The organism is Vibrio sp. 5S239 (genome assembly GCF_041439575.1).
GTDB classification, from domain to species: Bacteria; Pseudomonadota; Gammaproteobacteria; order Enterobacterales; family Vibrionaceae; genus Vibrio; species Vibrio kanaloae.
Genome location: NZ_JBGOOM010000022.1, coordinates 13,284 through 39,487, shown reverse-complemented (window position 1 = coordinate 39,487; position 26,204 = coordinate 13,284). Strand labels below are relative to the sequence as shown.

Here is a 26,204-nt window from a genome sequence, read left to right as displayed (position 1 = left end):
ACAGAAAAGACACTACAGCAGCATTGTGGCTGCTATAAACATTAAAAATACCGCAAAGAATTTCTTTAGCACAGGGGTTGGCAATTGAGTGGCCAGTTTCGCACCAACTCGCGTAGTTAGCACTGAAGTACAAGATATTGCGACTAAAGCAGGCAGGTAAACATAGCCCAGACTAAACGCTGGAAGATCATCTACAGACGATCCATGCCAAATAAACCCGAGCATTCCTGAAATAGCGATAACAAAGCCGCACACCGAAGATGACCCCACCGCCTTGCGCATTTCTACACCGTGATGGTTAAGAAAAGGCACTGATAAAGATCCACCACCAATACCAGCCAAGCTTGAGACTAAACCAATACCACCACCGCATAATATAGTTTTTGCAGAGCCTGGCATCGCTTTCTGACTCGTAGAACGAATCGATAACAGCATTTGTAATGCTAATACCAATACAATCACACCAAAGACTTTCGGTAGGTATTGAGCTGGAATTACGTCGGCTACAAAAGAACCTAGAAAACCACCCACTACCACACCTGGCATCAACCATTTAACGACAAACATCTCTACATTACCCAATTTTAAGTGGTTAATCGCAGACGATCCTGACGTAACAATAATGGTCGATAATGAGGTCGCCAATGCCATTTGCATTGCAAACTCTTGAGGGATACCCGCTTTAGGAAGCAAAAACAGTAAGGCAGGAACCACCAGCAAGCCACCGCCAATGCCTAGCAACCCCGCTAAAACACCAACAACAGCCCCAAGGCCTGCTAACAAGCCTATTAGTTCATATGACACGTTAAATCCTATTTTTTACCTGCTCGAATGAAGCCTGTAAATTCACGCTCTTCGAAATAGTTGAGCATCATACTATAGATGTCACAACCATACGGTTTTGAAAGTGCCTTATTTGCCAGATCTTGCAGTTCACTAAGCTTAGATTGACGAATCAAATATTTAGTCCTTGCGACATTTGAGGTATTCATACTTAACGTCTCATATCCTAATCCAATCAAGAGCAAAGCGCCCATTGGATCACCCGCCAACTCTCCACATATACACACAGGCAATTGATATTGCTTACAAGTATCATGAATGTGTTTCAATGCCATGATCACTGCAGGGTGCATGGATTCATAGACATCAGAGACGCGGGAATTGTTCCGATCAACCGCCAATAAATATTGGGTTAAGTCATTGGTGCCCACCGAAACGAAATCAACTTTATCCGCAATAAGCGGAAGAAGGTAAAGCATTGATGGCACTTCAATCATGATACCGATACGTGGCATCCGAACTCGACTGTCGAGCTCATGTACTTCATCGTAGGCTTGCTCGATGAGTTGAACAGTATCATCCAGTTCTTGAGTGCTAGAGATCATTGGCAACAAGATACTCAAATTCTGGCTATCACAACTCGCACGTAACATCGCACGCAACTGGATAATAAATATATCGGGGTGATCGAGCGTAAAGCGAATACCACGCCAGCCAAGAAATGGGTTATCTTCTTCTATTGGGAAGTAAGGTAATGCCTTATCGCCACCAATATCCAAAGTTCGCATCACAACTTGCTTTTCAGGGTAACTCGCGAGTACAGAGCGATACTGCTTGAACTGTTCGTCTTCTGACGGGAACCTTTGCTGAAGCAAGAAAGAGATTTCGGTTCGATACAGACCAACCCCATCAACACCTTGGTTGATAGCTATGTTGGTATCAGCACTTAATCCCGCATTAAGTAGGATTTCAATTTGCTTGTTATCTTGTGTCTTCGCAGGTAAATAGAGCTCTCGGCTAACCATAGAAGAGAGCTCACTCTCCTCTAAAATAAACCCTTGGTATTCAATCAGTAGACTCTGAGTCGGCTCAATAAATATCTCACCGCTGTACCCATCAACAATGGCTTGTTTGCCATTCACTTGAGCTAGGTTGAGATTAATGCCCATTACCGAAGGAATGCCAAGCGCACGAGATAAAATCGCCGCATGCGAGTTTGCCGCCCCTTCTAAAGAAATAACAGCCAACAGCTTCTCTTTCGGTATTGAAGCTAATACTGATGCCGTCAACTCACGCACAACCAAAATAATCGGCTTATCGAACGTACGTAACTCTTGTTCTGAATTATGGAGAAAATAGAGTAACCTTTGACCAAGCTCACGAATATCTTGTGCCCTTTCTCGAAGGTAAACATCAGACATACGAGCAAAACGGTTAGAGTAACTCTCAACAACTTGTCTTAATGCCCAATCGGCCTTATCGCCTTTCTGAATTTGGTTTTTCAGATCCTTACGTAACATAGGATCATTCAGTAAGTGCGTAAACAGGTCAAAGATCGCCAGCGCATCTTTATTAATATCACTATCCAAGCGCTTGCGCATACGCTTAAAATCATTAAGGGCATTCTCAACCGCAACCGCCAACAACTCATGCTCCCTTTCGACATTAAGCGTCGACGCAGGATAAACATCGGTTAATTCAGGCTGCGTGTTATCCCACCACAAATCACCAATCGCCACACCCGATGACGCAGCGACACCTTTAGTCGCAGGCAGCTTTTGCTGCTCTAATAACCAATGACCTTGTGTTTGAGCATGCGCAACAATAACGGCAAGTTGTGCTGAGAGCGTGACGAGAAAAGACTCTTCCATTTCACTGAATAAACGAGGGGACTTCTGTTGAATAACCAAAACGCCAAGCACTTGCTTGCGATAGATGATGGGAGTGCCAAGAAAAGAGTGATAAACCTTCTCTCCCAGCTCTGGAAAAAACTTATAATCGGGGTGAGCAGAGGCTTGTGCAAGGTTGATTGGCTCAGCACTTCTTTTGACAAGGCCAACCAGGCCTTCGTCAAAACCAATGTGAATACTATTGCCTTTAAAGATCAGGCCTTGAGTTGCCATCAACTCAAGGCGCTGCATATCATTATTTGCTAAATAAACGGTGCAGCATTCAGTCTGCATCGCACTGCATGTCTCTTTAACTAAAATATCCAGAGCCATCGACACATCTTCAACTCTTGATACGTGTTCAACTATTTCCCTTAGTTGACTGAGCATGCTTAACCTCTACGCAATTTGCGTTTTCCTTTTGTTTTTCGCTCTTTAAACGGCATTGCCAAAGATGCGAATTCTTTCATCGCTCGACGATAAACATCTCGCTTAAAAGAAACAACTTGTCGAACTGGGTACCAGTAACTCACCCAACGCCAACCATCAAACTCAGGTGTACTTCCACGCTGCATATTGATACACGATTCATCGCAATCTAAGCGTAAAAGGAACCACTTCTGTTTTTGTCCAATACAGACAGGTTTCGAATCCCACCGAACCAGTCGTTTGGGTAGCTTATAGCGTAACCAATGACGACTTGTCGCGACGATTTTTACATCCTTTTTTGTAAGGCCAACCTCTTCATACAACTCGCGGTACATTGCCTGTTCCGGAGTTTCACCTTCATCTATTCCCCCTTGAGGAAATTGCCATGAATGTTGTCCGTATCGTTTAGCCCAGAAGACCTGACCATGGTTGTTACAGATTACAATACCAACATTTAATCGGTAACCATCGCCATCTATCACTGGCCAACCTCTATCTAAATTTTTAATTACACTGATTTTTCCACATATCCCCAATTGGAGCAAACTTAGTGACGTGACAAGCGCTATATTTATGAATATTAACTAAGAATATGGATAAGTTTTGCTCAAATCTTAGTTACCCACACAAGAGTGAGACATAGACCACATTTATTCACCTTTTCTGTGAATAACTATGTGAAGAATTACCAGAAATCGTTTTTTTTAATCCATAAACTCATCAGAACCATAAATAACAAAATCCAAAATAAAAAATAAAAACCTTAAATATCAGAAATATAAAACTTAAACCTGTGCATTTTGGAATTAAAAAACAGCAGAAGATCTTTCAAAAATTCAATATGGTTAAAGATCAATCACCCAGCAGTTTATCCACACTAGTAAGTGAAAGATTCATTTTAAACATCATTTAGCAAGCATTTTATCCCCCACTAAACCCTGTTTATTTATCCACTAAATTAATATTTCAATTAATTACGTTTATGTCCTGTGGATAACCATGAGTTTGATCTCTTTTATAACAAGGAGATCATTTATTAACCACTCGGCATTTGGTGATAACTTCTGATAAAATCGTTTTTTTGATCATACCTTTTATTATGAAACCAGAACCACAAACACAACAAGAGTTATTAGACAGAGCGTATGCGATTGCCGGAATGACTTTTAAAGAGCTCGCGGATGAAGCCGAGATGGTGATGCCAAACGACCTTAAGCGTGATAAAGGTTGGGTTGGACAATTACTGGAATGGCACTTAGGCGCCCCAGCAGGCAGTAAGCCAGAACAAGATTTTGCTAAATTAGGTATCGAGCTTAAAAGCATTCCAATTGGCTATTCTGGAAAGCCACTCGAAACTACCTTTGTTTGTGTCGCCCCACTGATGGGGGTGCAGGGATTAACATGGGAAACCAGTCACGTCCGAAACAAACTATCTAAAGTATTGTGGATCCCTGTAGAAGGTGAAAGGGAAATTCCATTGGCAGAAAGGCATGTTGGCTCTCCCTTACTCTGGACACCAAACGAAGCTGAAGATGAGCTTCTAAAAAGGGACTGGGAAGAACTGATGGAATTGATCGTGTTAGGTAATGTTGGACAGATAACAGCAAGGCACGGTGAAGCATTGCATCTTCGACCAAAAGCCGCTAACAGTCGAGTGTTAACTGAAGCTTACGGTGCAAGTGGCAAACCCATCAAGACCAAACCACGTGGTTTCTACCTGCGAACTCAATTCACACATAAATTGCTGACAACACACTACGCATGATCGTAATAACAAGCTCTGTTTATAAATACCTTATATACGCCCTCTAATGAGGTTTGAGTGCCAGTTCAATATCACAGTAGCTGTGACTTGGCTCATTACCAAATTCATCATACGCATTGTGTAAACGAAGATAGGCCTTTTCAAAACCAAGCCGAAGTAACTCCTCTTTTACTTGATCTAAAGATCCAAAATGAAGTGGCACACCGTCTTGTTTTACCGGTTCCAGCTTATGTTTGTACTCCACCGCTAATAGATATTCTGAGATATCAGAACAGCCAATAACGTACACTTTGGGTGTTTGATAAGAGTCTTTGTGCTCTCCATGTAACCACATGTCTAATTGATGCTTTTGCATAAACGTTCTCCCCCTGCTCTATAAAGCGTAGTTGAACTCTTTTCCTTTACTAGATAACGGCTTAAAAAAGCAAAAAAGAGAAGCAAGTGCTTCTCTTTTTTGTCCAGTTCTAGTTCAAAAGTTTGCATTTTCGACGCCATAACTATCACTGTAAGTTATCTTAGGGGTTGAACGGTGCTATCAACCCCTAAGATTACGTCGGTATTCGCGCACTTAGGACACGACGAAGGTGACGTACTCGACGTTCAATAGTGACAACTTCTGGTTCAGAAAAACCAATCGGTCGACCGTCAGCTTCAAGACCAATATCTCTTAATAAATGAGTATTGTTCCAAGGTAGCTCATATGAACTACGGCGAACTTTTCGTTGCCATTCGCGTTCTTCACGACGAAGATCGGCACGGATAAGGATTGTTGCTAATTTTAAATATACTGAGTGACGCATAATAACTCTCCAGTTGTTGGATCAACTGAGGAAAAATAGCGTGTTAGATCGTATGAGGGCTTCTCACTTAGCTGCTATTTTTCCGCAGCCAAATAAGGGTACGGATCTATTAGTTAGGTTTATCTTGGGTGTTTCGATCGGCCATGGCTGATGTGTGTGACATATCAGTCACCATGTCAGTACACGGATCAAACGATGCGCAAATATGCTGTATAAAATCGAAATGTTTCATTTGCGCCTCCAAACTAACTAAAAAATCCAAAAAGAAATGGGATAGTAAAAGCAGACAAGTCTTTGTTAAATCGTTGCTTTGACGGTTAAAGTCTAACCAAGTGAGTATATTATTCAACCGCTAATTGGTTAACATTTTTAAAACAATGTATTCGCCTGAAATATCAGTTGCATATTTATTTACATATAACATATTCACTATGATTATATAAAATCACAGCATATCTCTCTTAGGGTCGAACTAGAAAACAACGGACTATTCTTCAGAAACAAAAAAACCACGTAGATACGTGGCCTTTAATTTACGTTGACTGAATAAAATCATTTAGAACAGAGTCTAAGCAACCCCTTCAGAAATTAGGCTGTGTTTGTTCAGCAAGCGGTACATCGTCGCTCGTGATACTCCAAGCTCCTTAGCCGCCAACGAAACTTGTCCACCATAAGACTCCAATACAATCAGCAATGCATCACGCTCTGAACGCTCACGAATGCTTTTCAAGCTGCGGCGTTCATCATTTTGTTTAGGTAAATCAAGATGGTGCTCTTCAATGATCACCGCATCTGACATCAGAACAACACGCTTTATCTGATTCATCAATTCGCGAACGTTACCAGGCCAGTGGTAGCGACTCATGGAGCGCACCGCATCCTCAGAAAAGCTCTTCGCCTGAGCATTAAATTCTTTCGAGTACTCACGTAAGAAATGATTCGCCAGTACAGCAATATCACCCATACGCTCTTTCAGGCTCGGAACATGGATCCGCAGAACATTAATGTAATGATAGAGTTCTTCATTAAAGTCCCCTTCAATTAACGCTTTTTCGATATCAGAAGAGTTCGCAGCAAGAATGCGTACATCGACAGATTTTGGTCCGTTCGCGGTTTCTATCTTACCTTCTTGTAGAAAGCGCAGCAGGTTCAATTGTTGATTACGTGGCATCGCTATAACATCATTAAGTAAGATGGTTCCGCCATCGGCTTCTTCTAGCATGCATGGCGTTGTCGCTGGCTGTGTTGAAATACCAAACACCTCGGCTTCTATTCTCATTTCAGACAAGGCACGACAGTTAACCGCTAAAAATGGTTTATGCGCGCGCGACGAGTTTTGGTGAATAGAACGCGCAATCGTCTCTTTACCAGCCCCACTCTCGCCATAAATTAAGATACTGACGTCAGTCGGCCCAATGCGCTTTACTTGGTCTCTCAATCGCTTCACCGCCACAGAGTCGCCTAGCAAGCCCATATTGTTGTTAATACCGTAGTTTGGCCATACTTTCTGCTCAAGTTTGAGCATTCCTAATTGGTGGCCAATGGTACTCAATAGCTGAGCATCAGGGATTGGCGCCGTGAAAAAGTCGATACAGAAGTTAACGATAAATTGGCAGATCGTATCAGAGCTTAATTGTGATTCACGAATAAAAGCGAGCCACCTCACCTGTTTGTTATTACTCACAAGGTTAGCAATACCGTTAAGACTGAACTCATCGTGGCTAAGATCAACAATACCAATGCATGGGCCAATGTCAGCAATCAAGGCATCGGCTTTTCGTAAATCCGCACACTGAGTGCATTGCCAACCCACTTGTTCTAATACAGATAACCAAGGTTCGTATGCACCACCAACAACGATAAGAGAACCTGGTAAGGAATCCATCTTAAATTGAGTTCCCATCCTTCTTCCTTATTCTATTTTATTTAAGTCTGGCTAATACGAGTTCCATGATTCTTAATTCTACGAAGTGCCACGAGATCATATTCAGCGCCGATATGTATAGTAGTGAGAACTATCTTAGATTTTCCGTCTCAATAGTAAGACTACGCCAGAAATAATGATTATTCGAATCAAGAGTGCGGTACAGGCTAGGTTTTGAAGCCTAAAAACAGAAAAAGCCATCCGAAGATGGCTTTTTCATTGAATGGGCTGCGACGGCCTGTAAGCAAAAATTACGCTTGTGGACGCATTGCCGGGAACAAGATCACGTCACGGATTGTGTGCGTGTTTGTAAATAGCATTGCTAGACGGTCGATACCGATACCTTGACCCGCTGTTGGCGGTAGACCGTGCTCTAGTGCAGTAATGTAGTCTGCATCGTAGTACATAGCTTCGTCATCGCCTGCATCTTTCGCGTTAACTTGCGCTTTAAAACGCTCGTCTTGGTCTTGTGCATCGTTAAGCTCAGAGAAACCATTCGCGACTTCACGGCCACCGATGAAGAACTCAAAACGGTCTGTAAAGAATGGGTTGTCATCGCTACGACGTGCTAGAGGAGAGATATCCGCTGGGTAGCCAGTGATGAACGTTGGTTGAATTAGCTGAGGCTCAGCCGTTTCACCAAAGATCTCTTCAAGAAGCTGACCACATGTCCAGAACGTTTCTACGTCTACGTGTACAGATTTAGCGATAGCAACCATCTTCTCACGGTCTTGTAGATCTGCTTCTGTTAGCGCTTGAATCTCAGCGTGCTCAGGGTTGTAGTGTTTGATTGCATCGAACATGCTCATGCGAGCGTAAGTGCCACCGAACTCAACCGTTTCGTCACCGTAAGGCATAGAAGTAGAACCAAGAACATCCATTGCTGCTGTGCTTAACATCTCTTCAGTTAGATCCATTAGATCTTTGTAGTCAGAGTACGCTTGGTAGAATTCCATCATTGTGAATTCTGGATTGTGGCGTGGAGACAGACCTTCGTTACGGAAGTTGCGGTTGATCTCGAATACGCGGTCAAAACCACCAACGACTAGACGCTTAAGGTAAAGCTCTGGTGCAACACGTAGGTACATGTCGATGTCTAGTGCATTGTGGTGAGTAATAAATGGACGTGCAGTTGCGCCACCCGGGATCACATGCATCATTGGCGTTTCAACTTCTAGGTAGCCTTTAGCACTCATGAAGTTACGGATTGAAGATACAAGCTTAGAACGCACGATGAATGCATTGCGAGAATCTTCGTTCACGATTAGGTCAACGTAACGCTGACGGTAACGCATCTCTTGGTCAGTTAGACCGTGGAACTTCTCTGGTAGAGGGCGAAGTGCTTTAGTCAGCAGCTCAAACTCTTCCATGTTTACGTAAAGGTCGCCTTTACCCGATTTGTGAAGCGCCCCTTTAACACCGATGATGTCACCGATATCTAGGCCTTGGTACTTCTCTTTCAGTACTTTTTGTACGTCTTTCGCTGCGTATGCTTGGATACGACCAGAAGTTTCTTGAATCGCAAGGAATGGACCACGCTTCGCCATAACACGACCAGCGATCGCAACGATGTGGTTAAGCTCTTCTAGCTCTTCCTTAGTCTTCTCACCGAATTCCACTTGAAGATCGCCAGCTAGGTGCTCACGACGGAAATCATTTGGGTGACCATTTGCTTTGCAGTTTTGGCGGATATGATCCAGCTTGCTACGGCGCTCAGCAATGAGTTTATTTTCTTCAGGTGAAGAAGCTTCTTGTACGTTTTCGTTTTGAACAGCATCAGTCATTAGAGATGTACCTTGCTTTTAAAATTTGGACCGCTATATCTTTTGCAAATATAGGCATTTTTACAAATATACTTGGTAAGTTTACAGGCCTGATTTCAGGCTAGCTTCAATAAATTTGTCTAAGTCACCGTCAAGAACCGCTTGAGTATTACGGTTTTCGATGCCGGTGCGTAAATCTTTGATACGAGAATCATCCAGTACGTAAGAGCGGATCTGACTGCCCCAACCGATGTCTGATTTCGTTTCTTCGCTCGCCTGTTTTTCAGCATTTTGTTTTTGAATCTCAAGCTCAAAAAGCTTAGCACGTAGCTGCTTCATCGCTTGATCTTTGTTCTTATGCTGCGAACGGTCATTCTGACACTGAACCACTGTGTTGGTCGGAACGTGAGTAATACGTACCGCCGATTCCGTGGTGTTTACGTGCTGACCACCAGCGCCAGAGGCACGGTATACGTCAATACGTAGGTCAGAAGGATTAATGTCGATCGTAATGTTGTCATCAATCTCAGGATAGATAAACGCAGATGCAAATGAAGTATGACGACGACCACTTGAATCAAATGGTGACTTACGAACTAGACGGTGAACACCAGTCTCTGTGCGTAACCAACCGTAAGCATACTCACCAGAAATACGTACCGTTGCGCCTTTAAGGCCAGCAACATCACCATCCGACACTTCGATAACTTCAGTCTTGAAGCCTTTCGAATCTGCCCAACGTAAGTACATACGCAACATCATTGAAGTCCAGTCTTGAGCTTCTGTACCGCCCGAGCCTGACTGCAGATCGATGTAGCAATCTGATGCATCGTGATCACCAGAGAACATACGACGGAATTCCAGCTTCTCTAGCTTAGCTTCTAGCTCGGCCAGTTCTGGTTCAATCTCATCGAACGTTTCTTGATCTTCTTCTTCAACCGCAAGCTCTAATAGGCCATCAACATCCTCAACACCTTGGTCAAGTTGGTCGATCGTTTCTACTACCGCTTCCAATGCAGAACGTTCTTTACCTAGCGCTTGAGCACGCTCAGGTTCGTTCCATACATCCGGTTGTTCTAATTCTGCGTTTACTTCTTCTAGACGCTCTTTCTTAGCGTCATAGTCAAAGATACCCCCTCAGGATATTTGTGCGCTCAGACACATCCTGCAGACGGTTTTTTATAGGATTGATTTCAAACATTTTAGCTCATCATTTATGAGTAGAATTTAACCGAAGAATTGTACTCAAAAGTGTGACGGAGATACAGAATTTTTTAGAGCGGTGAACCAAGATTCAATAACTTAATGGGATATAAAATTGACAGGCAGAAAAAACACGTAAAATTTGTAAGGGAAGGAAAGAGAACAAGCCCTGTTTTTGAATAGAGCTTGTTGAATTTGGCGCTATATGATGAGAATTGTTGAGCCTAAAAAGAACTATTTGGCTTCGATATGATCAATCATCAGCTGCAACGATTGGTTGCCACGAAATTCGTTAATATCGAGCTTAAATGCAAGGTGAACGGTTTTCACCGAAGCATCGGGCCAGCGACGTAAATCAACATTGAAAGCAATACCATCGATCATTACGTTGGTTGGGTGGCCTTTGTACAACGGTTCTAGCATCAATTTAAGGTGCTTCTCACCCACCAGCTTTTGGTACAGCACTTTAAACTCGCCATCAAAGATTGGCTCAGGGAACGCTTGTCCCCACGGGCCACCAGCACGCAGTGTTTCAGCGGTGTGCATAGAAAACTCTTCAGGTAACAACTCACCATCAGACAAGATAATACCTTTAAGGGCTGTTTCTCCAAGCTCATTCTTCACGACATCGTTAAACAGCTGACTGAAGCGTTCAAAGTCCTTTTCCATGATGGTTAAGCCAGCCGCCATTGCGTGGCCACCAAACTTAAGAATCAAGCCTGGGTTTTGAGTGTCGATACGGTCCAAAGCATCACGCATGTGCAATCCCGGAATTGAACGACAAGAGCCTTTAATACTCCCTTCGCCGCCATCTGCAAACGCAATCACAGGGCGGTGGTATTTGTCTTTGATACGCGAAGCCAAGATACCAATCACACCTTGGTGCCAATCACGTTGGAACAGGGCTAAACCAGAAGGCAGGTCGTCTTTACCAAATTCAAGGCGCTCACAAAAAGCCATCGCTTCTTGCTTCATACCCTCTTCGATCTCTTTACGGGTTTGGTTCAAGCCATCTAACTCACTCGCCATTCGGCGCGCCGCATGGATGTTGTTGCTCATTAGCAGCTCAACACCAAAAGACATATCATCCAACCGGCCAGCTGCGTTAATACGAGGGCCGAGTGCAAAACCAAAATCAGAGGCGACTAATCGCTTAGCGTCTCGCTTGGCAATTTCGATCAAGGCTTGAATGCCCGGACGAGCTTTACCCGCACGAATACGTTGCAAACCTTGATGGACCAAGATTCGGTTGTTCTCATCGAGTGGCACCACGTCGGCTACGGTGCCTAGCGCCACAAGGTCAATCAACTCCATCAGCTTAGGCTCGGTCATGCCACGCTCTGCAAACCAATTCAGCTTACGCATGTGAACACACAGCGCCATCATCAGGTAAAAAGCGACGCCAACACCCGCTAGGGCTTTCGAAGGAAAAGCACAACTCTCAAGGTTTGGGTTAACCATCGCATCGACCATTGGCAGTTCATTACCCGGCAAGTGGTGATCGGTAACCAGAACTTCTAGTCCTTTCTCTTTGGCAAAACGCACACCTTCAATCGAAGAGACACCGTTATCGACCGTCATGATCACTTCAGCGCCAAGCTCGATTGCCTGTTCGACAACCTCAGGGCTCAAGCCATAACCATCTTCAAAACGGTTTGGTACCAGATAATCGACGTTAGAGCTGCCCAACATACGAAGAGCAAGCACTGATAACGCAGAACTCGTCGCGCCATCGGCATCAAAGTCACCGACAATGATGATGCGTTTTTGCTGCTGAATAGCGTTGAACAACAGCTCAACCGCAGCATCAATGCCGCCCAGTTTTTGATAAGAGTGCAAGCCTTTCGCTGCTGTCTCTAGTTGGTCGGCACTGTCGATTCCGCGACTCACATAAATGCGCTTTAACAAGTCAGGTAAGTGAGCAGGTAAGACTGAAATGTCGACCTCAGGGCGGCGTTGGATCTCTATCATATAAAAATGGGCCCGATATCAATCAGGCCACTCCTTAAATCAAAAACATGGAAGATAAATTGGCGATACAAAAAACGAGATTATTGATCTAAACGCTGAAGAAGTTGTGCTGGCGGTAAGTAACCACTCACCAACTCACCGCTTTCTAATACGATAGCTGGCGTACCATTGATACCAAGCTCACGGCCTAGTTGGTATTGTTTCACGATGATCTGCTTTTGCTCTGCTAGATCTTTACCAGATGCTGGCATTTGACGGTTTACTTTAGCGTCATGCATCGCTGTTTTTGGATCATCTGAAGCCCAAATTGCTGCCATTTGATCGGCAACTTGTCCTGTCGCACCTTGGCGTGGGTAAGCCATGTAACGAACAGTGATACCCAGATCGTTGTAGCCCTGCATTTGGCTGTGTAGACGAACACAGTAGCCACACGTAATATCAGTAAACACAGTCACAACGTGCTTTTCGTTATCCGCTTTATATTCGATAACCGTATCCGACATCGCCGCGACTTTTTCAGCATTCAGCGGCGCTTGACGCTCAGCCAAAACATCGCTGAACTTACCGTTGTCATCCAAAGAGTAAAGTGTGCCGGCTAGAAAGTGATCGCCCTCTGGAGAAGAGAAGATAACGCCGCTATTGGTTTGAACTTCTAACAGGCCATCGATATCCGAAGGAACAATCTTATCGACCTTAATACCGATTTTTTCAAAGCGCTTCGTTAACGCAGCAGTATCAATAGCTTGAGCTGAAGCAGCTTCTACGGCTGTTGATGTTGGTTCTACTTTCGCTTCTGATGCATTACATGCAGTAATCATAAGAGGAAGCGCTAATAGAGGAAGACGGCGTAATACGCTCATTAAGTTCACCTTAAAAATAAATGGATTTAAGCACGTGGATGATGCTGAGCGTGAATTTGCTTCAGCCTTTCGGTCGCCACGTGAGTATAAATTTGGGTTGTCGATAAGTCACTATGCCCAAGCAATATCTGTACGACCCTGAGATCGGCACCATAGTTCAGTAAATGCGTCGCAAAAGCGTGTCTTAACACGTGCGGTGACAACAATTCAGTATCGATACCCGCGATAACCGAATAATGCTTAATACGATACCAGAACGTTTGTCGGGTCATTTGCTTAGCACGCTTACTCGGAAAAACGACGTCGGAGCTCTTTTCACCAAGCAGCTGAGAGCGACCTTGTTCAATAAACGTCTCGATCCAATCCACTGCATTTTCGCCCATTGGCACCAAGCGCTCTTTACCGCCCTTACCAATAACACGTACCACGCCTTGTCTTAGGCTGATGTTTTCCATCGTCAAGCTAACAAGTTCCGTCACACGTAAACCAGTGGCATAGAGTAACTCAAGCATGGCTTTATCGCGAAGCTCGATAGGATCGTTCGGATCCGGCGCATCGAGTAAGGCATCCACTTGTTCTTCGCTCAAATCTTTTGGTAAGCGCTGTGGCAGCTTAGGACTAATCAACAAGGCGCTTGGGTCATCAGCTCTGATTTTCTCGCGGTGTAAGTATTGAAACAGGCGACGAATTGCCGACAACATACGTGCACGAGAAGTCTGCTTAAAATCAGCGTCGGCTAACCAGCCTTGATAATCCTGCAATCCTGAAAGGCTAATAAAATCGAGGCGGTAGTTGTTCTTTTCCATCCAGGCCAGTAGTTTGGACAAATCAGTACGATATGAAACAAGCGTATTCTCAGATAACCCTCGCTCCATCCACATAGCATCTAAAAACTGCTCAACGAGACCGTGGTCTGCGTTCTGCCCTTGAGGCGACTGCATAGTGTTACTCACAATGTTGGAAACTGTTTTGAGAGTATGCCAGAGCAAATATGAATGCCATAAAAATTACGACTTGGGCGGATAATCGCTGCAATCGAAGTCGATTTATGGTTAGAATTCGCCATCTGAAATTAAAATCGAACGTTTGCTATGAAAATTGGATTATTTTACGGCTCAACCACCTGCTACACAGAAATGGCAGCAGAAAAGATTCGCGGCATTATTGGTGAAGACCTAGTTGATATCCATAACGTGAAAGAAAGCTCACTTTCATTGATGGCTGACTACGACCTTCTGCTGCTCGGTATTTCAACGTGGGACTTCGGTGAAATTCAAGAAGATTGGAATGAACTGTGGGACGACATAGCAACAACGCCAGTTAAAGGCAAAGTTGTGGCACTGTTTGGTTTGGGTGACCAAGAAGGTTACGGCGAATGGTTCTTAGATGCGATGGGGCTCTTGCATGACGAACTGAAAACCGCCGGTGCAGAGTTTGTAGGCTTCTGGCCAAACGATGACAGCTACGAGTTCGAAGCGTCTAAAGCGTTAACAGAAGACCAATCACAATTCGTAGGCTTAGCTCTCGATGAAGATTCACAGTACGAACTGAGCGACGAACGTATCGCAACTTGGGTAGAACAAGTTCTGGTTGAGTACAGCGAAAAACTATAAGCACACATACGCTCTCAAACACCTGTTCATGTAAGATGAAGCAGAATACAAAAAGGCCTCATTACTTCGCAGTAATGAGGCCTTTTCTATGTCATGTCGATAATCTCAACGGAAAGATTAAACCGTTTCTTCTGCCATTTCTTGTTCTGTTGACTTGCCAACGAAGAACATACAGATGATTGCCGCTGTCGTTGGTAGCAACCAACCCATACCGATATCGAACAATGGCATGATGTCTAGTGCTGATACATCGATACCCGCAACCTTAGCACCATCGATAAGAGCGAACAGCAGTGACACTAATACCACTACGCGGTAAGCCACTTTTGGATTAGGGAAGCGACTACGCAGGAACGTCAGCGCTACCAAGGCAATGGCTACTGGGTAAAGTGCAAATAGCACAGGTACCGATAGGGAAATCAGTTGAGAAAGACCCACATTCGCTACCGTTGCACAAGCCACACCATTAATGATCACCCAAGTCTTATAAGGCAGAGGCGTTAGCGAGCTGAAGTAATCAGAACATGCTGATACAAGACCAATCGCTGTTGTTAGACACGCCAATAGTACGATCACAGAAAGCACTAGCTGACCAGAAGGACCAAACAACGATTGAACATAAAGGCTTAAGATAGCGCCGCCATTGTCTACACCCGCAGCGACTGTTGCACTTGTGGCACCCAAGAAAAACAAAGAGATATAAACAAAGGCTAGGCCAGCAGCCGCGATGCAACCTGCGCTAATTAAATACTTAGTTGTTGCCGTACGATCAGTAATACCTTTGCTACGAATAGCCTCAACAATCAACATACCAAACATCAAAGAAGCAAAAGTATCCATGGTGTTGTAGCCTTCAAGGAACCCTTTGGTTAGTGGCTGCGTAATGTACTCACCATGAGCAGCAAGAATATCACCCTGAGGGTTAACAAACACAGCAACGGCTAGTATAACCAAACCAACGAATAACGCTGGTGTTAGTACCTTGCCAATCACGTCAATTAGTTTCCCTTGCGACCATGAGAAGAAGATCGTAACGACAAAAAATGCAATAGAAAAGAGAGTAAGGTGAGCTTGAGATGCATCTATGAAGAACGGTTTCACCGCCATCTCATAGGCAACAAGGCCGGTACGAGGTGCAGCAAATGCTGGGCCAATAATAATAAAGATCAGCACAGCCATGATAGTCGCAGCTTGCTTAGGAAGATCTTTTGTTAAGTGCCCCCAAGAACCACCCGCCACTGCAACAGCGACGATAGTGATTAACGGTAGACCAACGGCAGTCAGCAGAAAACCAGACATCGCTGGAAGGAAGTGATCACCGGCTAATTGGCCAGCTAGAGGTGGGAAGATGATGTTACCCGCACCCAAGAAAAACGCAAAAAGCATAAAGCCCAATGCTAATACATCTGTTAGTTTAAGACTCTGTTTCACAGATAACCCTTAATTATATTTATGAATTTGTGTTGTGCTTACATGAATGTTACAGCCTGAGGCTGTCAATCAATCTATAAAATAGTCGCGCATAATGACGAAACACTTGGCTAGCTGCAAGTCACCATAAAAAAACACCATATAAATTTGCATATTCAAACAAAAAGCAGTGGATTCCACTGGATATAGAAAAATAGACATAATTATAAACTAACCATAAATTTTAACAACATTCAATCATACAGAACATTTACTTATACAATTGACTAACATCAGAGCCAATCACTTAAAATATATCGATAGCCAGAACATTCATGAAAGATAAAATAGTAGAAACCAAAAACTTCAATTTTAAACAATTCTCTATTTACGGTGGACAAAGCGGTATGCCTGTCAGCACCGATGGCGTATTACTCGGAGCATGGGTTAACCTTGCGAAAAAAACATCCGTACTCGATATAGGGACAGGGACAGGGTTATTGGCTTTAATGGTTGCACAACGTTTCCCAGAGGCCTCAATCTCAGCCATTGATATTGATCAGCACGCGATCCATGCCGCGGCCATCAATATTGAACAGTCGCCTTGGCAAGATCGTATTTGCCTTCATCACGGCAGTATTTTAACGACAGATTTTCCGCAACAGTTCGATGCCATCATATGTAACCCACCCTACTTCAACTCTGGAGCACAGGCACAACAAATCCAAAGGGCCACGGCTAGACACAGTGACAGCTTGGATCATCTTCAACTGGCCAATCGTTGTTTCGATATAACGACAGAGTCAGCAACCGCCAGCTTTATCCTGCCAACACCAGAAGGGGAAGGCTTCATCAAACTTGCCCAACAATGTGGCTGGCACTTAGCAAAACGTCTTGATGTGAAAACAACAGACAAAAAACCCGCGAGCCGAATCTTGTTTGAGTTATCTAAAGATCCTGTTTGCGAGCAAGATTTGCAGCGTGAATCGCTGACAATTCATCATCAAGGTGGTTATAGCGCAGCATTTATTGCACTTACTAAAGATTTTTATCTCAAGATGTAGCAAATACCATGTGATCCTAATCACTAATGCTTCTATAATGTCCGACTACTCTTTTTTATCGTCTGCTTTTTGAGGCAGAAACATTTATTGCTTGTGGAGAAACAACAGTGATCAGAACCTTTGCAGAACTCGATCTAAACCAAGAGCTGCTAAAAGCAATTGACGAAATGGGCTACGAACGCCCAACACAGATACAAGCTGAAGCGATCCCACAAGCGTTAGATGGAAAAGACGTTTTGGCTTCTGCGCCAACAGGCACTGGTAAAACAGCATCATTTGTTCTGCCAGCGCTACAGTACTTACAGGATTTCCCTCGTAAAAAAGCGGGTCCTGCCCGTATGCTTATCCTGACACCAACTCGTGAACTGGCAATGCAAATCACTGAGCAAGCTCGTGAGCTAGCAAAGTATACGGCACTAAACATCTTCACCATCACCGGTGGTGTAATGTACCAAGAGCACGCTGATATCCTTGGCACAACGCAAGACATCGTAGTTGCAACTCCAGGTCGCCTGATGGAATACATCGAAGCAGAGCGCTTTGACTGTCGTGCTATCGAATGGCTAATCTTAGATGAAGCCGACCGCATGTTAGATATGGGCTTTGGTCCTGTTGTTGACCGTCTGTCTGCAGAGTGTCGCTGGCGTAAACAAACTTTACTTTTCTCAGCAACATTAGAAGGTAAAGGTGTTGAAGGCTTCACTGAAGATCTACTGAAGAACCCAGCGGAGATCGATGCGAAATCATCACTTCGTGAGCGTAAGAAGATCACTCAGTGGTATCACCGTGCTGACACAGCAGAACACAAACTTGAATTGCTAAAACACATCATTACCAAGGAAGCTGAACGCAGCATCGTGTTCTTGAAGACGCGTGATCGCCTAGGTGATCTACGAGCTCAACTTGAAAGTGCGCAAATCCCATGTGCATGGATCCAAGGCGAAATGCCTCAAGACCGTCGTAACAATGCGATTGCTCGTTTCCGTGACGGTTCTGTCAACGTACTGCTAGCGACTGACGTTGCTGCTCGTGGTATCGACCTTCCCGACGTAAGCCACGTAATCAATTACGATATGCCTCGCACGGCTGACGTCTACCTTCACCGTATTGGCCGTACCGCTCGTGCTGGTAAGAAAGGCAACGCGGTTTCTATCATCGAAGCGCACGATCAACTGATGATTGAACGTGTGGCTCGTTACACTGACGAAGCAATCAAGGAACGCTTTGTTGAAGGCATGCGTCCAACACATAAGAAAGCAGCCGTAACGAAGAAAAAGAAACCAAAGAAAGAAGATAAGAAAGCGGTAGAGAAACAGAAGATCGCGAAGAAGAAGAAAATCGCTAAGAAAAAGAAAGCGGTAAAAAACAAGTAATCTGAGCATTTATTAACTTCTAAATGATTCAACAAAAAGCCCCATGCAGTTCGCTGCATGGGGCTTTTCTCTATCTGGATGGTATCTCGCCGTACAGCGTGACTGCCTTTAATCAATAACGTCTAGTTTTGCTCTTCACGCTTAAATACAAGCTCTTTCGTGTTCGACTCTTCTTCAACGAAATAGTAACCCGCGGTATCGAACTTGGTCAGCGCTTCTACTGAATCCACTTTATTCTCGATAATGTAGCGAGCCATCATGCCACGTGCTTTCTTTGCGTAAAAACTGATCACCTTGTATTGGCCGTTCTTGCAATCTTTGAATACCGGTGTAATCACTTGGCCATCTAGGTTCTTCGGCTTCACGGCTTTAAAGTATTCGTTCGACGCTAGGTTGATCAACACATTGTCGCCTTGAGCATTCAGCGCCTCATTCAGCTTGTCTGTGATGATATTTCCCCAGAACTGGTACAAGTTAGTACCACGAGCATTCGCTAAGCGTGTGCCCATCTCTAGGCGGTATGGCTGCATCAAATCGAGCGGCTTAAGCAAGCCATATAACCCAGAAAGCATGCGCAGGTGGTTTTGTGCGTAGTCAAAATCTTCATCCGATAGCGTTTCAGCGTCTAGGCCAGTGTATACATCACCCTTAAAGGCTAGGATTGCTTGGCGTGCGTTATCTTGGGTAAAGGTCTCACTCCACTGCTCAAAACGCGCTACGTTCAACCCTGCGATTTTATCGCTGACTTTCATCAATGCTGAAATATCTGCTGGCGTCAGCTTACGGCACTCTTCAATCAACTCGGCAGAGTGTTCAACAAACTCTGGCTGGCTGAAGCGCTCCGTCGCTAATGGTGATTCGTAATCAAGTGTTTTGGCTGGAGAAACGACAACTAACATAACTTTACCCTAATCGGTTATCTAACTGGATGCTGCTAGAGTATAGAAAAAACATCAACTTGTCTTTATGACTCTTCCTATTACTTCGATAGAGAGAATTAGCTTTGATAGACAAAATGAGACAAATGGCAGATAAAGAAAAAGGCTAAGGTCGAAACCTTAGCCTTTCTAATCATTTTAGGGTGAGCGGTTTAGTGCCCCAACAATATTATTTCTTGTTGTTATCCCAAATACCGTCTTCCAGTTGAGATTTAAGCTCAGGGAAATCATTCGAATCGAATGTCGGTACTTTACCCGCGTCGAGTTGGCGGTTGTAGTCTTTCGCTAGCTTAATCACGATGCCTGACAACAGGATAATCGCCACCAAGTTAACAATCGCCATTAGGCCCATCGATACGTCAGCCAGTGCCCATACCGTTGGCAGTGTCGCGAGAGAACCGAACATAACCATACCTAATACAACAATACGGAACAGCACTAGGCCTTTCTTGTTGTTGTGCTCTAGGAAGATAAGGTTCGTTTCAGCGTACGAGTAGTTTGCAATGATTGAAGTGAAAGCGAAGAAGAAAATCGCTACCGCCACAAAGACACCGCCCCATTCGCCAACTTGCGCCGTTAGTGCACGTTGCGTTAGCTCGATACCCGTAACTTCACCGTGTGGTACATACTCACCAGACATTAAGATAATTGATACGGTTGCGGAACAAATAACAATAGTATCCATAAACACACCTAGCATTTGCACATAACCTTGTGATGCAGGGTGCGGTGGGTAAGGCGTAGCAGAAGCTGCTGCGTTTGGCGCAGAACCCATACCGGCTTCGTTCGAAAACAAACCACGTTTGATGCCGTTAATCATTGCTTGTGCGATTGCGTAACCTAGGCCACCCGCCGCAGCTTCTTGCAGACCGAATGCACTCTTGAAGATAAGAGCCAGTACTTCAGGCAGTTTCTCGATGTTCGCGAACATCACGTACATTGCGATCAATAGGTAAGCCAATGCCATGATTGGAACAATGATTTCTGCAGTACGCGCAATCTTACGGATACCACCGAAGATAACGAATGCCGAGATAATTACGATACCAACACCAACGTAACTACGCTCAAGGTCGAATGCCGTGTTCATTGCGCTTGCAATCGCGTTTGCTTGAACCGCGTTGAATACAAGACCAAATGCAATGATTAGGAAGATAGAGAATAGAACCCCCATCCAACGCATGCCTAGGCCTTTCTCCATGTAGTATGCAGGTCCGCCGCGGTAGTTACCGTCGTTATCACGCGTTTTGTATAGCTGTGCAAGTGTACTTTCCGCAAACGATGTTGCCATACCTAGCATTGCGATTAGCCACATCCAGAAGATAGCACCAGGGCCACCAGCGGTGAGCGCTACAGCAACACCCGCCATATTACCCGTACCAACACGAGCAGCGAGACTAGTACAAAGAGCTTGGAAAGAAGAGATACCAGCACTGTCTGCTTTACGGCTGTTTCTTAGTACAGAGAACATGTGGCCGAAATGGCGGAATTGAATGAAGCCTAGTCGTATCGTGAAGTAGATCCCCACACCAACCAGTAAGTAAACTAAGATAGATCCCCAAAGGAGATCGTTCATCAAATTGATTAAGTCTGTCACGTGAACCTCGTAATTGAGTTTAAGCACTGATCTTGCTTCCGAGCCTTCCTCTAGATCACCTATGCCAGTGTCAATAGTTGTGTCGGCATTAGTTTTTGATTTATTTGCTGCGATCTAGATTGTAAATGTCGCTTCATGCATCCATTTTACGTATCAGTGTATTTTTTGACGGGCGGATAATGCAGCGAGACGGGCTAAAAATCAATATGAAATTAAACCCATACAAGAATGACATTTCACTAATAATACACCTTTCGTTAACACAAACCTCAACAATTTCGCCAAACAAAAGTCACATTATCGGGACATAATATCAACAAAAACCACAGCTCAATCAAAACGAGAACAGCATCCTATAAAAATGCGCGAGCCTAGGTTTTACAAGGTATAGTGAAGATCTGCGTTTTTTTCTCGGGCAACGAGATACCCATCCTACACAATACTGTACGCAGCTGAATGCATTGTGGTTAGAGTGTTATTCCTTTCGCACAATGAATTAACATTCCTCCCCCCTTAATTTAATCGTTTACCTAAGTTTGTTTGCTTGTTTTTTGTACAAAAAAGTCACCACAATGTGTGAGCATACATAAAAAATCAAAACAAAATCTTCATATACTTGAAACAAATGAGAAATAAATCAAGGTTATTGTAAGCCTAAATATGATATTCAATGGTTCGTAGGAACGAGTCCCACGGAAGGAGATATGACTTATGGATAGCTTTCACTTCGATGATGTATCAGAACTAGAAATGCGTCGAGCAACTCAAAAAACACGCTCTAAACCGCTCAAGCGTAAATGGCGCGAAATTGAAGAAATAAATGACAGACGTCGACTCCAAAAAGAACTAATGGATATGAATTTAGGACTCGATTTTAGCCTTGACGATATAAAGCTTTAGCCAGTACAAAAAGCTTTGAGCAGTACAAGTGGATAGCACAATAGGCATCTTAACGGTGCCTTTTTATTGTTTAGAGCAGCGCCTTTTTTAATAGCGCTGCTTTTTTATAGCAAACTCAGCAATCAAATATTAGGGCTCGCTTGCGCTATAAGCACTCTTGCTCATTTTGACGAACTCGGTCAGCTAACTGGCGATATTGATCTGCAATCGTATCACCGAATACAGGGTCATTTTCAGGTTGAGACCATTGTGATTCCACCTCTTGCCAGTCTTTCACCGTAAATAGTGTGATGATCATGGGCAAAACGTATTTCTCTTCATACTCCATATGCTTACGTTGGGTATGAACAAACTCCTCAAGCTGTTCAATAAAGACTTCTTGAGGTACGACGGCATCTTGAAGAATCATATCCACCACACCTAAAAAGTCAGCGGTTTTCTCGGCAAGCAATTGATGTTCTAGTTCAAGATCTTCAATGGCTTGATCATTACCATACTTATTGAGGTAATAACGATAGATGATATCTTCTTTAGGGTGATGCACCTTATCAGAATGATTCATCAAATAATGAACCACTTCAGCGATAAGGCTGTAGTTGATTTCACGCTCTTGCTTGAGTAACTCAAGTTTATTTTTGAGAATCGCGAGCAAGCGAGCCATATAGCCATGCTCCCGTCTTATCCTTTCAATCATCATAATATCGACTCCATTACACCTACTATTTCTCAGTGTATACGAAGATGCCAATTTATGGTTTGACTCTGCTCGAAAAATAATCAATCTATACTTCAGTAGGTAATCGCCAATCGATAGGGTTTTGATCAATCGAGCAAAGTATCTTATTAGTCATTGAAAAATGCTTACAGCCAAAGAAGCCGCGGCGTGCTGATAATGGGGATGGATGCGGAGCTGTCAATACATGATGCCTTTCCGAATCAATAGCTTGGCCTTTCTTCTGGGCATGCGCGCCCCACAGTAAGAAGATGATTGGCTCAGAACGCTGGTTCAGCTCAGTAATGATGGCACCGGTAAACGTTTCCCAACCGCACTTAGCATGTGAGTGTGCTTTTGCCTCTTCTACGGTAAGGACTGTGTTCAGCATCAACACCCCTTGCGATGCCCAAGAATCGAGATAACCATGATTAGGGATCTCAAATCCCTCTATATCTTGTGCAAGCTCTTTGTAAATATTGCGCAGAGAAGGAGGAATTTTCACACCAGGAAGCACTGAGAATGCTAAGCCATGAGCTTGGTTGGCACCGTGGTAAGGGTCTTGACCTAAAATAACCACTCGCACGGACTCGAAAGGCGTCATATCAAAAGCATTGAATACCTGCTCTTGTGGCGGGTAGATGGTTTTCCCACTATTACGTTGCTGCTCAACAAACGCGAGGACACTCTGAAAGTACTCTTTGTCACGTTCATCATTAATAATGGATTCCCAAGTCTTTGGTGCGCTCATCGTTTACTTCCCAATCATCAAGGTTTCTAGGGGCTTTCGCCAGACAAAAAAATAGCTGTATCGGCTAACTGTCCTAAATAAGGCTCTAGTTATACCTCATACAGCTATCAATAAACATGATGTGTAGGGTTCACTTGTTGATGAATCATAATAATCAGTTCAAGTTGTGTTTACTCGATTAACCACTTTTCTGCTGCGTACGGTGGTGGCCGTGGTTATGCACGTGACGGTTTGGTGTTGGTAAACGACTTGCGACAGCAAAAATTGAAGTTTGGGTGATTGAATACATAAAGGCACCTCCTCTAAGACTTCGTGAACTACATATTCACTTTAAGACTATGAAAAAAAGGTGCCAATTTTTAGAAATAGACGGAAATAAATTTACCCCTCTATTATTACGCTTCTTCGATCGCTAGCGTTGCTGAGCGATGAAACATTCTAAGTTGTTGAATTTCCTCTTTCCAGATCGTCGAATCAATGGTTTCCAAGATAAGAGGGATACCATTAAAGCGAGAATCAGAGGCAATATACTCAAAACAATCCCAGCCAATTTTGCCTTTTCCTAAAGAATGGTGTCTATCGACTCGGCTCGCGAACTCAGCTTTTGAATCATTGATGTGCATTGCTCTTAGATAGTGCATGCCCACAATGCGGTCGAACTCTGCAAAAGTATGGTCACACGCAGCTTTTGTTCGTAGGTCATAACCAGCAGTAAAGGTATGGCAAGTGTCTAAACACACACCAACACGCGACTTATCTTCTACTTGATCGATGATCTCCGCTAGGTGCTCAAATTTCCAACCAAGATTACTGCCCTGTCCAGACGTATTCTCGATCACTGCGACCACATCTGGCACAGCTTGATGAGCTAAGTTGATCGATTCGGCGATCTTAGCCAAACATTCGCTTTCTGAGATTTTCTTTAAATGACTACCCGGGTGAAAATTCAGTAGCGTTAGTCCAAGTTGATTACAACGCTCCATTTCATCAATAAAAGCAGCACGTGACTTCTCGAGTTTCTCTTCTTCAGGCGCCCCTAGGTTAATCAGATAGGAGTCATGAGGAAGAATATGTTCAGCAGCAAAGCCCAACATTTTGCAATTGGCTTTGAAGGCACTAATAGTTTTGGCTTCTAGTGGCTTCGCGGCCCACTGTCTCTGGTTTTTAGTAAACAGTGCAAACGCATTAGCACCGATCTCTTGCGCACGCATTGGGGCTAGATCAACACCGCCCGCAGCCGACACATGAGCACCAATAAACTTAATATTGGTTTCAGTTTTAGTTTTGGAGGATGAATTTTTGTTTGTCATTAAATCACTTTACACTTTCAGAATGCATCATAAATCAGGGCTCATATCGGTTGTAGTTCAATAAAAACACAATATATGTAGTAAATTTACACCAAGAAGAGCTGTTAAATATTTTTTATACTTTAAAATATTTTGTAATCACTTTGTTTTCAAAGGTTTTATTGATTTACCTCAATATAATACCCTCCATAAAAGAGTGGTTTTTGGTTGTTTTTTGACTTAAATCAATATACACCTTACAAATATTAGGTATATATTAGCCAACTCAACAAAAATCGAAAGTTAACACCATAATCAAACCACATTTAGTGGACTAGGAGATAGTTATGATCCAAGGTATTCAAATTACGAAAGCAGCAAACGATGACCTATTAAACTCAATCTGGCTACTAGATAGTGAGAAGAATGAAGCTCGTTGTGTTGCTGCTACTGCAGGTTTCGAAGCTGACCAAGTTGTCTCAGCGGCAGACCTAGGCGAGTACGAAAGCCGTGAAGTTGCAATCGAAGCAGCGCCACGCATTGAAGGTGGCCAACATTGCTAACATTGGAAAGCTTAACTACTAAAAAGTATGACTAAATCGCATCAAACCCTTTCTCAACAAAGGATTTGATAGTCATAAAGAGAAAATCAACTCATATTTTTTATTAGTCATGTTTTTTAAGAAGTCAGCACTTAGAGCCATGCTTTAAGTCATAAAAATTAAATCAAATATTAAAAGGTAATCCATATGATTCAAGGTATTCAAATTACTAAAGCGGCTAACGATTCTCTACTTAACTCAATCTGGCTGCTAGACACTGAAAAGAACGAAGCTCGTTGTGTTGCAGCGACATCTGGTTACGAGGCAGACCAAGTTGTAGCGGCATCTGTTCTCGGTGAATACGAGTCACGTGAAGTTGCAATTGAAACAGCTCCTCGCATAGAAGGTGGACAACATTTGAACGTCAATGTGTTGAAACGTGAGACTCTAGAAGATGCAGTAGCTAACCCTGAGAACTACCCTCAGCTAACAATCCGCGTATCTGGTTACGCTGTTCGCTTCAACTCTCTAACTCCAGAGCAGCAACGTGACGTTATTGCACGTACTTTTACTGAATCTCTATAAGAGCTAAGTAGAATGAGAAAGGCGCTTTATGCGCCTTTTTTTG

The 26,204-nt window shown here is 43.6% G+C and carries 24 protein-coding genes and 1 pseudogene; 7 read left to right on the top strand and 18 right to left on the bottom strand.

Features of this window, described 5'->3' with window-relative positions; translation table 11 throughout:
• Positions 1-12: 12 nt before the first annotated feature.
• Genes ACED48_RS15750 through rppH form a run of 3 tightly spaced genes read right to left on the bottom strand, consistent with a single transcriptional unit; the run spans position 13 to position 3,583 of the window.
• Complete coding sequence (locus tag ACED48_RS15750; protein WP_017056120.1) at positions 13-804, bottom strand: sulfite exporter TauE/SafE family protein; 792 nt, start codon at positions 802-804, stop codon at positions 13-15.
• Positions 805-812: 8 nt separating this feature from the next.
• Entirely contained in the window at positions 813-3,062 is a 2,250-nt protein-coding gene (gene ptsP, locus ACED48_RS15745) for a phosphoenolpyruvate--protein phosphotransferase (RefSeq protein ID WP_017056119.1), read from the bottom strand.
• Between the two features lie 2 nt (positions 3,063-3,064).
• Entirely contained in the window at positions 3,065-3,583 is a 519-nt protein-coding gene (gene rppH, locus ACED48_RS15740; RefSeq protein WP_017056118.1) for an RNA pyrophosphohydrolase, read from the bottom strand.
• A 617-nt stretch (positions 3,584-4,200) separates the two neighbouring features.
• Between rppH and mutH the strand changes: the two genes are divergently transcribed.
• Positions 4,201-4,866, top strand: coding sequence for a DNA mismatch repair endonuclease MutH (mutH, locus tag ACED48_RS15735; protein WP_046223927.1), 666 nt, complete (start codon positions 4,201-4,203; stop codon positions 4,864-4,866).
• Between the two features lie 43 nt (positions 4,867-4,909).
• Here mutH and ACED48_RS15730 read toward each other — a convergent pair whose 3' ends face one another.
• The 9 genes from ACED48_RS15730 to xerD all read right to left on the bottom strand — a co-directional run bounded on the left by ACED48_RS15730 (position 4,910) and on the right by xerD (position 14,328).
• Positions 4,910-5,221 (bottom strand): DUF6482 family protein, encoded by a 312-nt coding sequence (locus ACED48_RS15730; protein WP_017056116.1) that lies wholly within the window; start codon positions 5,219-5,221, stop codon positions 4,910-4,912.
• A 193-nt stretch (positions 5,222-5,414) separates the two neighbouring features.
• Positions 5,415-5,666, bottom strand: coding sequence for a hypothetical protein (locus tag ACED48_RS15725; RefSeq protein WP_017056115.1), 252 nt, complete (start codon positions 5,664-5,666; stop codon positions 5,415-5,417).
• Positions 5,667-5,775: 109 nt separating this feature from the next.
• Positions 5,776-5,898, bottom strand: coding sequence for a hypothetical protein (locus ACED48_RS15720; protein WP_258954150.1), 123 nt, complete (start codon positions 5,896-5,898; stop codon positions 5,776-5,778).
• Positions 5,899-6,234: 336 nt separating this feature from the next.
• Positions 6,235-7,569 carry a cyclic-di-GMP-binding transcriptional regulator VpsR gene (gene vpsR, locus ACED48_RS15715; RefSeq protein ID WP_017056114.1) on the bottom strand — a complete coding sequence of 445 codons (1,335 nt, stop codon included), beginning with the start codon at positions 7,567-7,569 and terminating at the stop codon, positions 6,235-6,237.
• A gap of 272 nt (positions 7,570-7,841) precedes the next feature.
• Positions 7,842-9,374 carry a lysine--tRNA ligase gene (lysS, locus tag ACED48_RS15710; RefSeq protein ID WP_017056113.1) on the bottom strand — a complete coding sequence of 511 codons (1,533 nt, stop codon included), beginning with the start codon at positions 9,372-9,374 and terminating at the stop codon, positions 7,842-7,844.
• An 81-nt stretch (positions 9,375-9,455) separates the two neighbouring features.
• A protein-coding gene (gene prfB, locus ACED48_RS15705) for a peptide chain release factor 2 (RefSeq protein ID WP_100208942.1) occupies positions 9,456-10,554 on the bottom strand; the annotation gives its coding sequence in 2 pieces (ribosomal slippage) (positions 9,456-10,478 and positions 10,480-10,554; 1,098 coding nt in all).
• A 236-nt stretch (positions 10,555-10,790) separates the two neighbouring features.
• Positions 10,791-12,527: a single-stranded-DNA-specific exonuclease RecJ gene (recJ, locus tag ACED48_RS15700; protein ID WP_017056112.1), complete on the bottom strand. Its 1,737-nt coding sequence runs from the start codon at positions 12,525-12,527 to the stop codon at positions 10,791-10,793.
• Between the two features lie 80 nt (positions 12,528-12,607).
• Positions 12,608-13,387, bottom strand: a complete 780-nt coding sequence (gene dsbC, locus ACED48_RS15695; protein WP_017056111.1) for a bifunctional protein-disulfide isomerase/oxidoreductase DsbC — start codon at positions 13,385-13,387, stop codon at positions 12,608-12,610.
• A gap of 26 nt (positions 13,388-13,413) precedes the next feature.
• Positions 13,414-14,328 carry a site-specific tyrosine recombinase XerD gene (gene xerD / locus ACED48_RS15690; RefSeq protein ID WP_017056110.1) on the bottom strand — a complete coding sequence of 305 codons (915 nt, stop codon included), beginning with the start codon at positions 14,326-14,328 and terminating at the stop codon, positions 13,414-13,416.
• 150 nt (positions 14,329-14,478) lie between these two features.
• Here xerD and fldB point away from each other — a divergent pair, with 150 nt between their 5' ends.
• Positions 14,479-15,000, top strand: a complete 522-nt coding sequence (fldB, locus tag ACED48_RS15685) for a flavodoxin FldB (RefSeq protein ID WP_017056109.1) — start codon at positions 14,479-14,481, stop codon at positions 14,998-15,000.
• Positions 15,001-15,117: 117 nt separating this feature from the next.
• Here fldB and brnQ read toward each other — a convergent pair whose 3' ends face one another.
• A complete protein-coding gene (gene brnQ / locus ACED48_RS15680) occupies positions 15,118-16,431 on the bottom strand; it encodes a branched-chain amino acid transport system II carrier protein (RefSeq protein ID WP_017056108.1) in 1,314 nt (437 codons plus the stop codon).
• 314 nt (positions 16,432-16,745) lie between these two features.
• Between brnQ and ACED48_RS15675 the strand changes: the two genes are divergently transcribed.
• Together ACED48_RS15675 and srmB are read left to right on the top strand one after the other, a co-directional pair.
• Entirely contained in the window at positions 16,746-17,474 is a 729-nt protein-coding gene (locus ACED48_RS15675) for a tRNA1(Val) (adenine(37)-N6)-methyltransferase (protein ID WP_017056107.1), read from the top strand.
• Between the two features lie 107 nt (positions 17,475-17,581).
• Entirely contained in the window at positions 17,582-18,847 is a 1,266-nt protein-coding gene (gene srmB / locus ACED48_RS15670; RefSeq protein WP_017056106.1) for an ATP-dependent RNA helicase SrmB, read from the top strand.
• 122 nt (positions 18,848-18,969) lie between these two features.
• Here the strand turns inward: srmB and yaaA are convergent, their stop codons facing one another.
• Complete coding sequence (gene yaaA, locus ACED48_RS15665; RefSeq protein WP_017056105.1) at positions 18,970-19,746, bottom strand: peroxide stress protein YaaA; 777 nt, start codon at positions 19,744-19,746, stop codon at positions 18,970-18,972.
• Between the two features lie 208 nt (positions 19,747-19,954).
• Entirely contained in the window at positions 19,955-21,382 is a 1,428-nt protein-coding gene (locus ACED48_RS15660) for a sodium:alanine symporter family protein (protein ID WP_032547896.1), read from the bottom strand.
• Positions 21,383-22,093: 711 nt separating this feature from the next.
• On the opposite strand from ACED48_RS15660, the gene ACED48_RS15655 reads away from it, so the two are divergent.
• On the top strand, positions 22,094-22,282 hold the full coding sequence (locus ACED48_RS15655; protein ID WP_017056103.1) for a DUF3545 family protein: 189 nt from the start codon (positions 22,094-22,096) through the stop codon (positions 22,280-22,282).
• 145 nt (positions 22,283-22,427) lie between these two features.
• On the opposite strand, the gene ACED48_RS15650 is transcribed toward ACED48_RS15655, so the two are convergent.
• From ACED48_RS15650 to nfo, 3 genes are all read right to left on the bottom strand, one after another.
• On the bottom strand, positions 22,428-22,979 hold the full coding sequence (locus ACED48_RS15650) for a hemerythrin domain-containing protein (protein ID WP_029626949.1): 552 nt from the start codon (positions 22,977-22,979) through the stop codon (positions 22,428-22,430).
• Between the two features lie 85 nt (positions 22,980-23,064).
• Complete coding sequence (gene ung, locus ACED48_RS15645; protein WP_017056101.1) at positions 23,065-23,745, bottom strand: uracil-DNA glycosylase; 681 nt, start codon at positions 23,743-23,745, stop codon at positions 23,065-23,067.
• Positions 23,746-24,140: 395 nt separating this feature from the next.
• Positions 24,141-25,055 (bottom strand): deoxyribonuclease IV, encoded by a 915-nt coding sequence (gene nfo / locus ACED48_RS15640; RefSeq protein WP_017056100.1) that lies wholly within the window; start codon positions 25,053-25,055, stop codon positions 24,141-24,143.
• A 326-nt stretch (positions 25,056-25,381) separates the two neighbouring features.
• Here nfo and ACED48_RS15635 point away from each other — a divergent pair.
• Together ACED48_RS15635 and grcA are read left to right on the top strand one after the other, a co-directional pair.
• Positions 25,382-25,591, top strand: a pseudogene (locus ACED48_RS15635) (autonomous glycyl radical cofactor GrcA); the annotation flags it as partial.
• 192 nt (positions 25,592-25,783) lie between these two features.
• On the top strand, positions 25,784-26,161 hold the full coding sequence (gene grcA, locus ACED48_RS15630; RefSeq protein ID WP_017056098.1) for an autonomous glycyl radical cofactor GrcA: 378 nt from the start codon (positions 25,784-25,786) through the stop codon (positions 26,159-26,161).
• The last annotated feature ends 43 nt before the right edge of the window (positions 26,162-26,204 follow it).

Excerpts from the sequence above, each read along its gene's own strand:
- xerD (WP_017056110.1), bottom strand. The coding sequence starts at position 14,328 with ATGCAGTCGCCTCAAGGGCAGAACGCAGACCACGGTCTCGTTGAGCAG.
- nfo (WP_017056100.1), bottom strand. The coding sequence starts at position 25,055 with ATGACAAACAAAAATTCATCCTCCAAAACTAAAACTGAAACCAATATT.
- grcA (WP_017056098.1), top strand. The coding sequence starts at position 25,784 with ATGATTCAAGGTATTCAAATTACTAAAGCGGCTAACGATTCTCTACTT.
- yaaA (WP_017056105.1), bottom strand. The coding sequence starts at position 19,746 with ATGTTAGTTGTCGTTTCTCCAGCCAAAACACTTGATTACGAATCACCA.
- fldB (WP_017056109.1), top strand. The coding sequence starts at position 14,479 with ATGAAAATTGGATTATTTTACGGCTCAACCACCTGCTACACAGAAATG.
- ACED48_RS15675 (WP_017056107.1), top strand. The coding sequence starts at position 16,746 with ATGAAAGATAAAATAGTAGAAACCAAAAACTTCAATTTTAAACAATTC.
- ACED48_RS15655 (WP_017056103.1), top strand. The coding sequence starts at position 22,094 with ATGGATAGCTTTCACTTCGATGATGTATCAGAACTAGAAATGCGTCGA.
- ACED48_RS15650 (WP_029626949.1), bottom strand. The coding sequence starts at position 22,979 with ATGATGATTGAAAGGATAAGACGGGAGCATGGCTATATGGCTCGCTTG.
- ACED48_RS15730 (WP_017056116.1), bottom strand. The coding sequence starts at position 5,221 with ATGCAAAAGCATCAATTAGACATGTGGTTACATGGAGAGCACAAAGAC.
- vpsR (WP_017056114.1), bottom strand. The coding sequence starts at position 7,569 with ATGGGAACTCAATTTAAGATGGATTCCTTACCAGGTTCTCTTATCGTT.
- recJ (WP_017056112.1), bottom strand. The coding sequence starts at position 12,527 with ATGATAGAGATCCAACGCCGCCCTGAGGTCGACATTTCAGTCTTACCT.
- dsbC (WP_017056111.1), bottom strand. The coding sequence starts at position 13,387 with ATGAGCGTATTACGCCGTCTTCCTCTATTAGCGCTTCCTCTTATGATT.
- ACED48_RS15720 (WP_258954150.1), bottom strand. The coding sequence starts at position 5,898 with ATGAAACATTTCGATTTTATACAGCATATTTGCGCATCGTTTGATCCG.
- ung (WP_017056101.1), bottom strand. The coding sequence starts at position 23,745 with ATGAGCGCACCAAAGACTTGGGAATCCATTATTAATGATGAACGTGAC.
- ptsP (WP_017056119.1), bottom strand. The coding sequence starts at position 3,062 with ATGCTCAGTCAACTAAGGGAAATAGTTGAACACGTATCAAGAGTTGAA.
- ACED48_RS15725 (WP_017056115.1), bottom strand. The coding sequence starts at position 5,666 with ATGCGTCACTCAGTATATTTAAAATTAGCAACAATCCTTATCCGTGCC.
- mutH (WP_046223927.1), top strand. The coding sequence starts at position 4,201 with ATGAAACCAGAACCACAAACACAACAAGAGTTATTAGACAGAGCGTAT.
- lysS (WP_017056113.1), bottom strand. The coding sequence starts at position 9,374 with ATGACTGATGCTGTTCAAAACGAAAACGTACAAGAAGCTTCTTCACCT.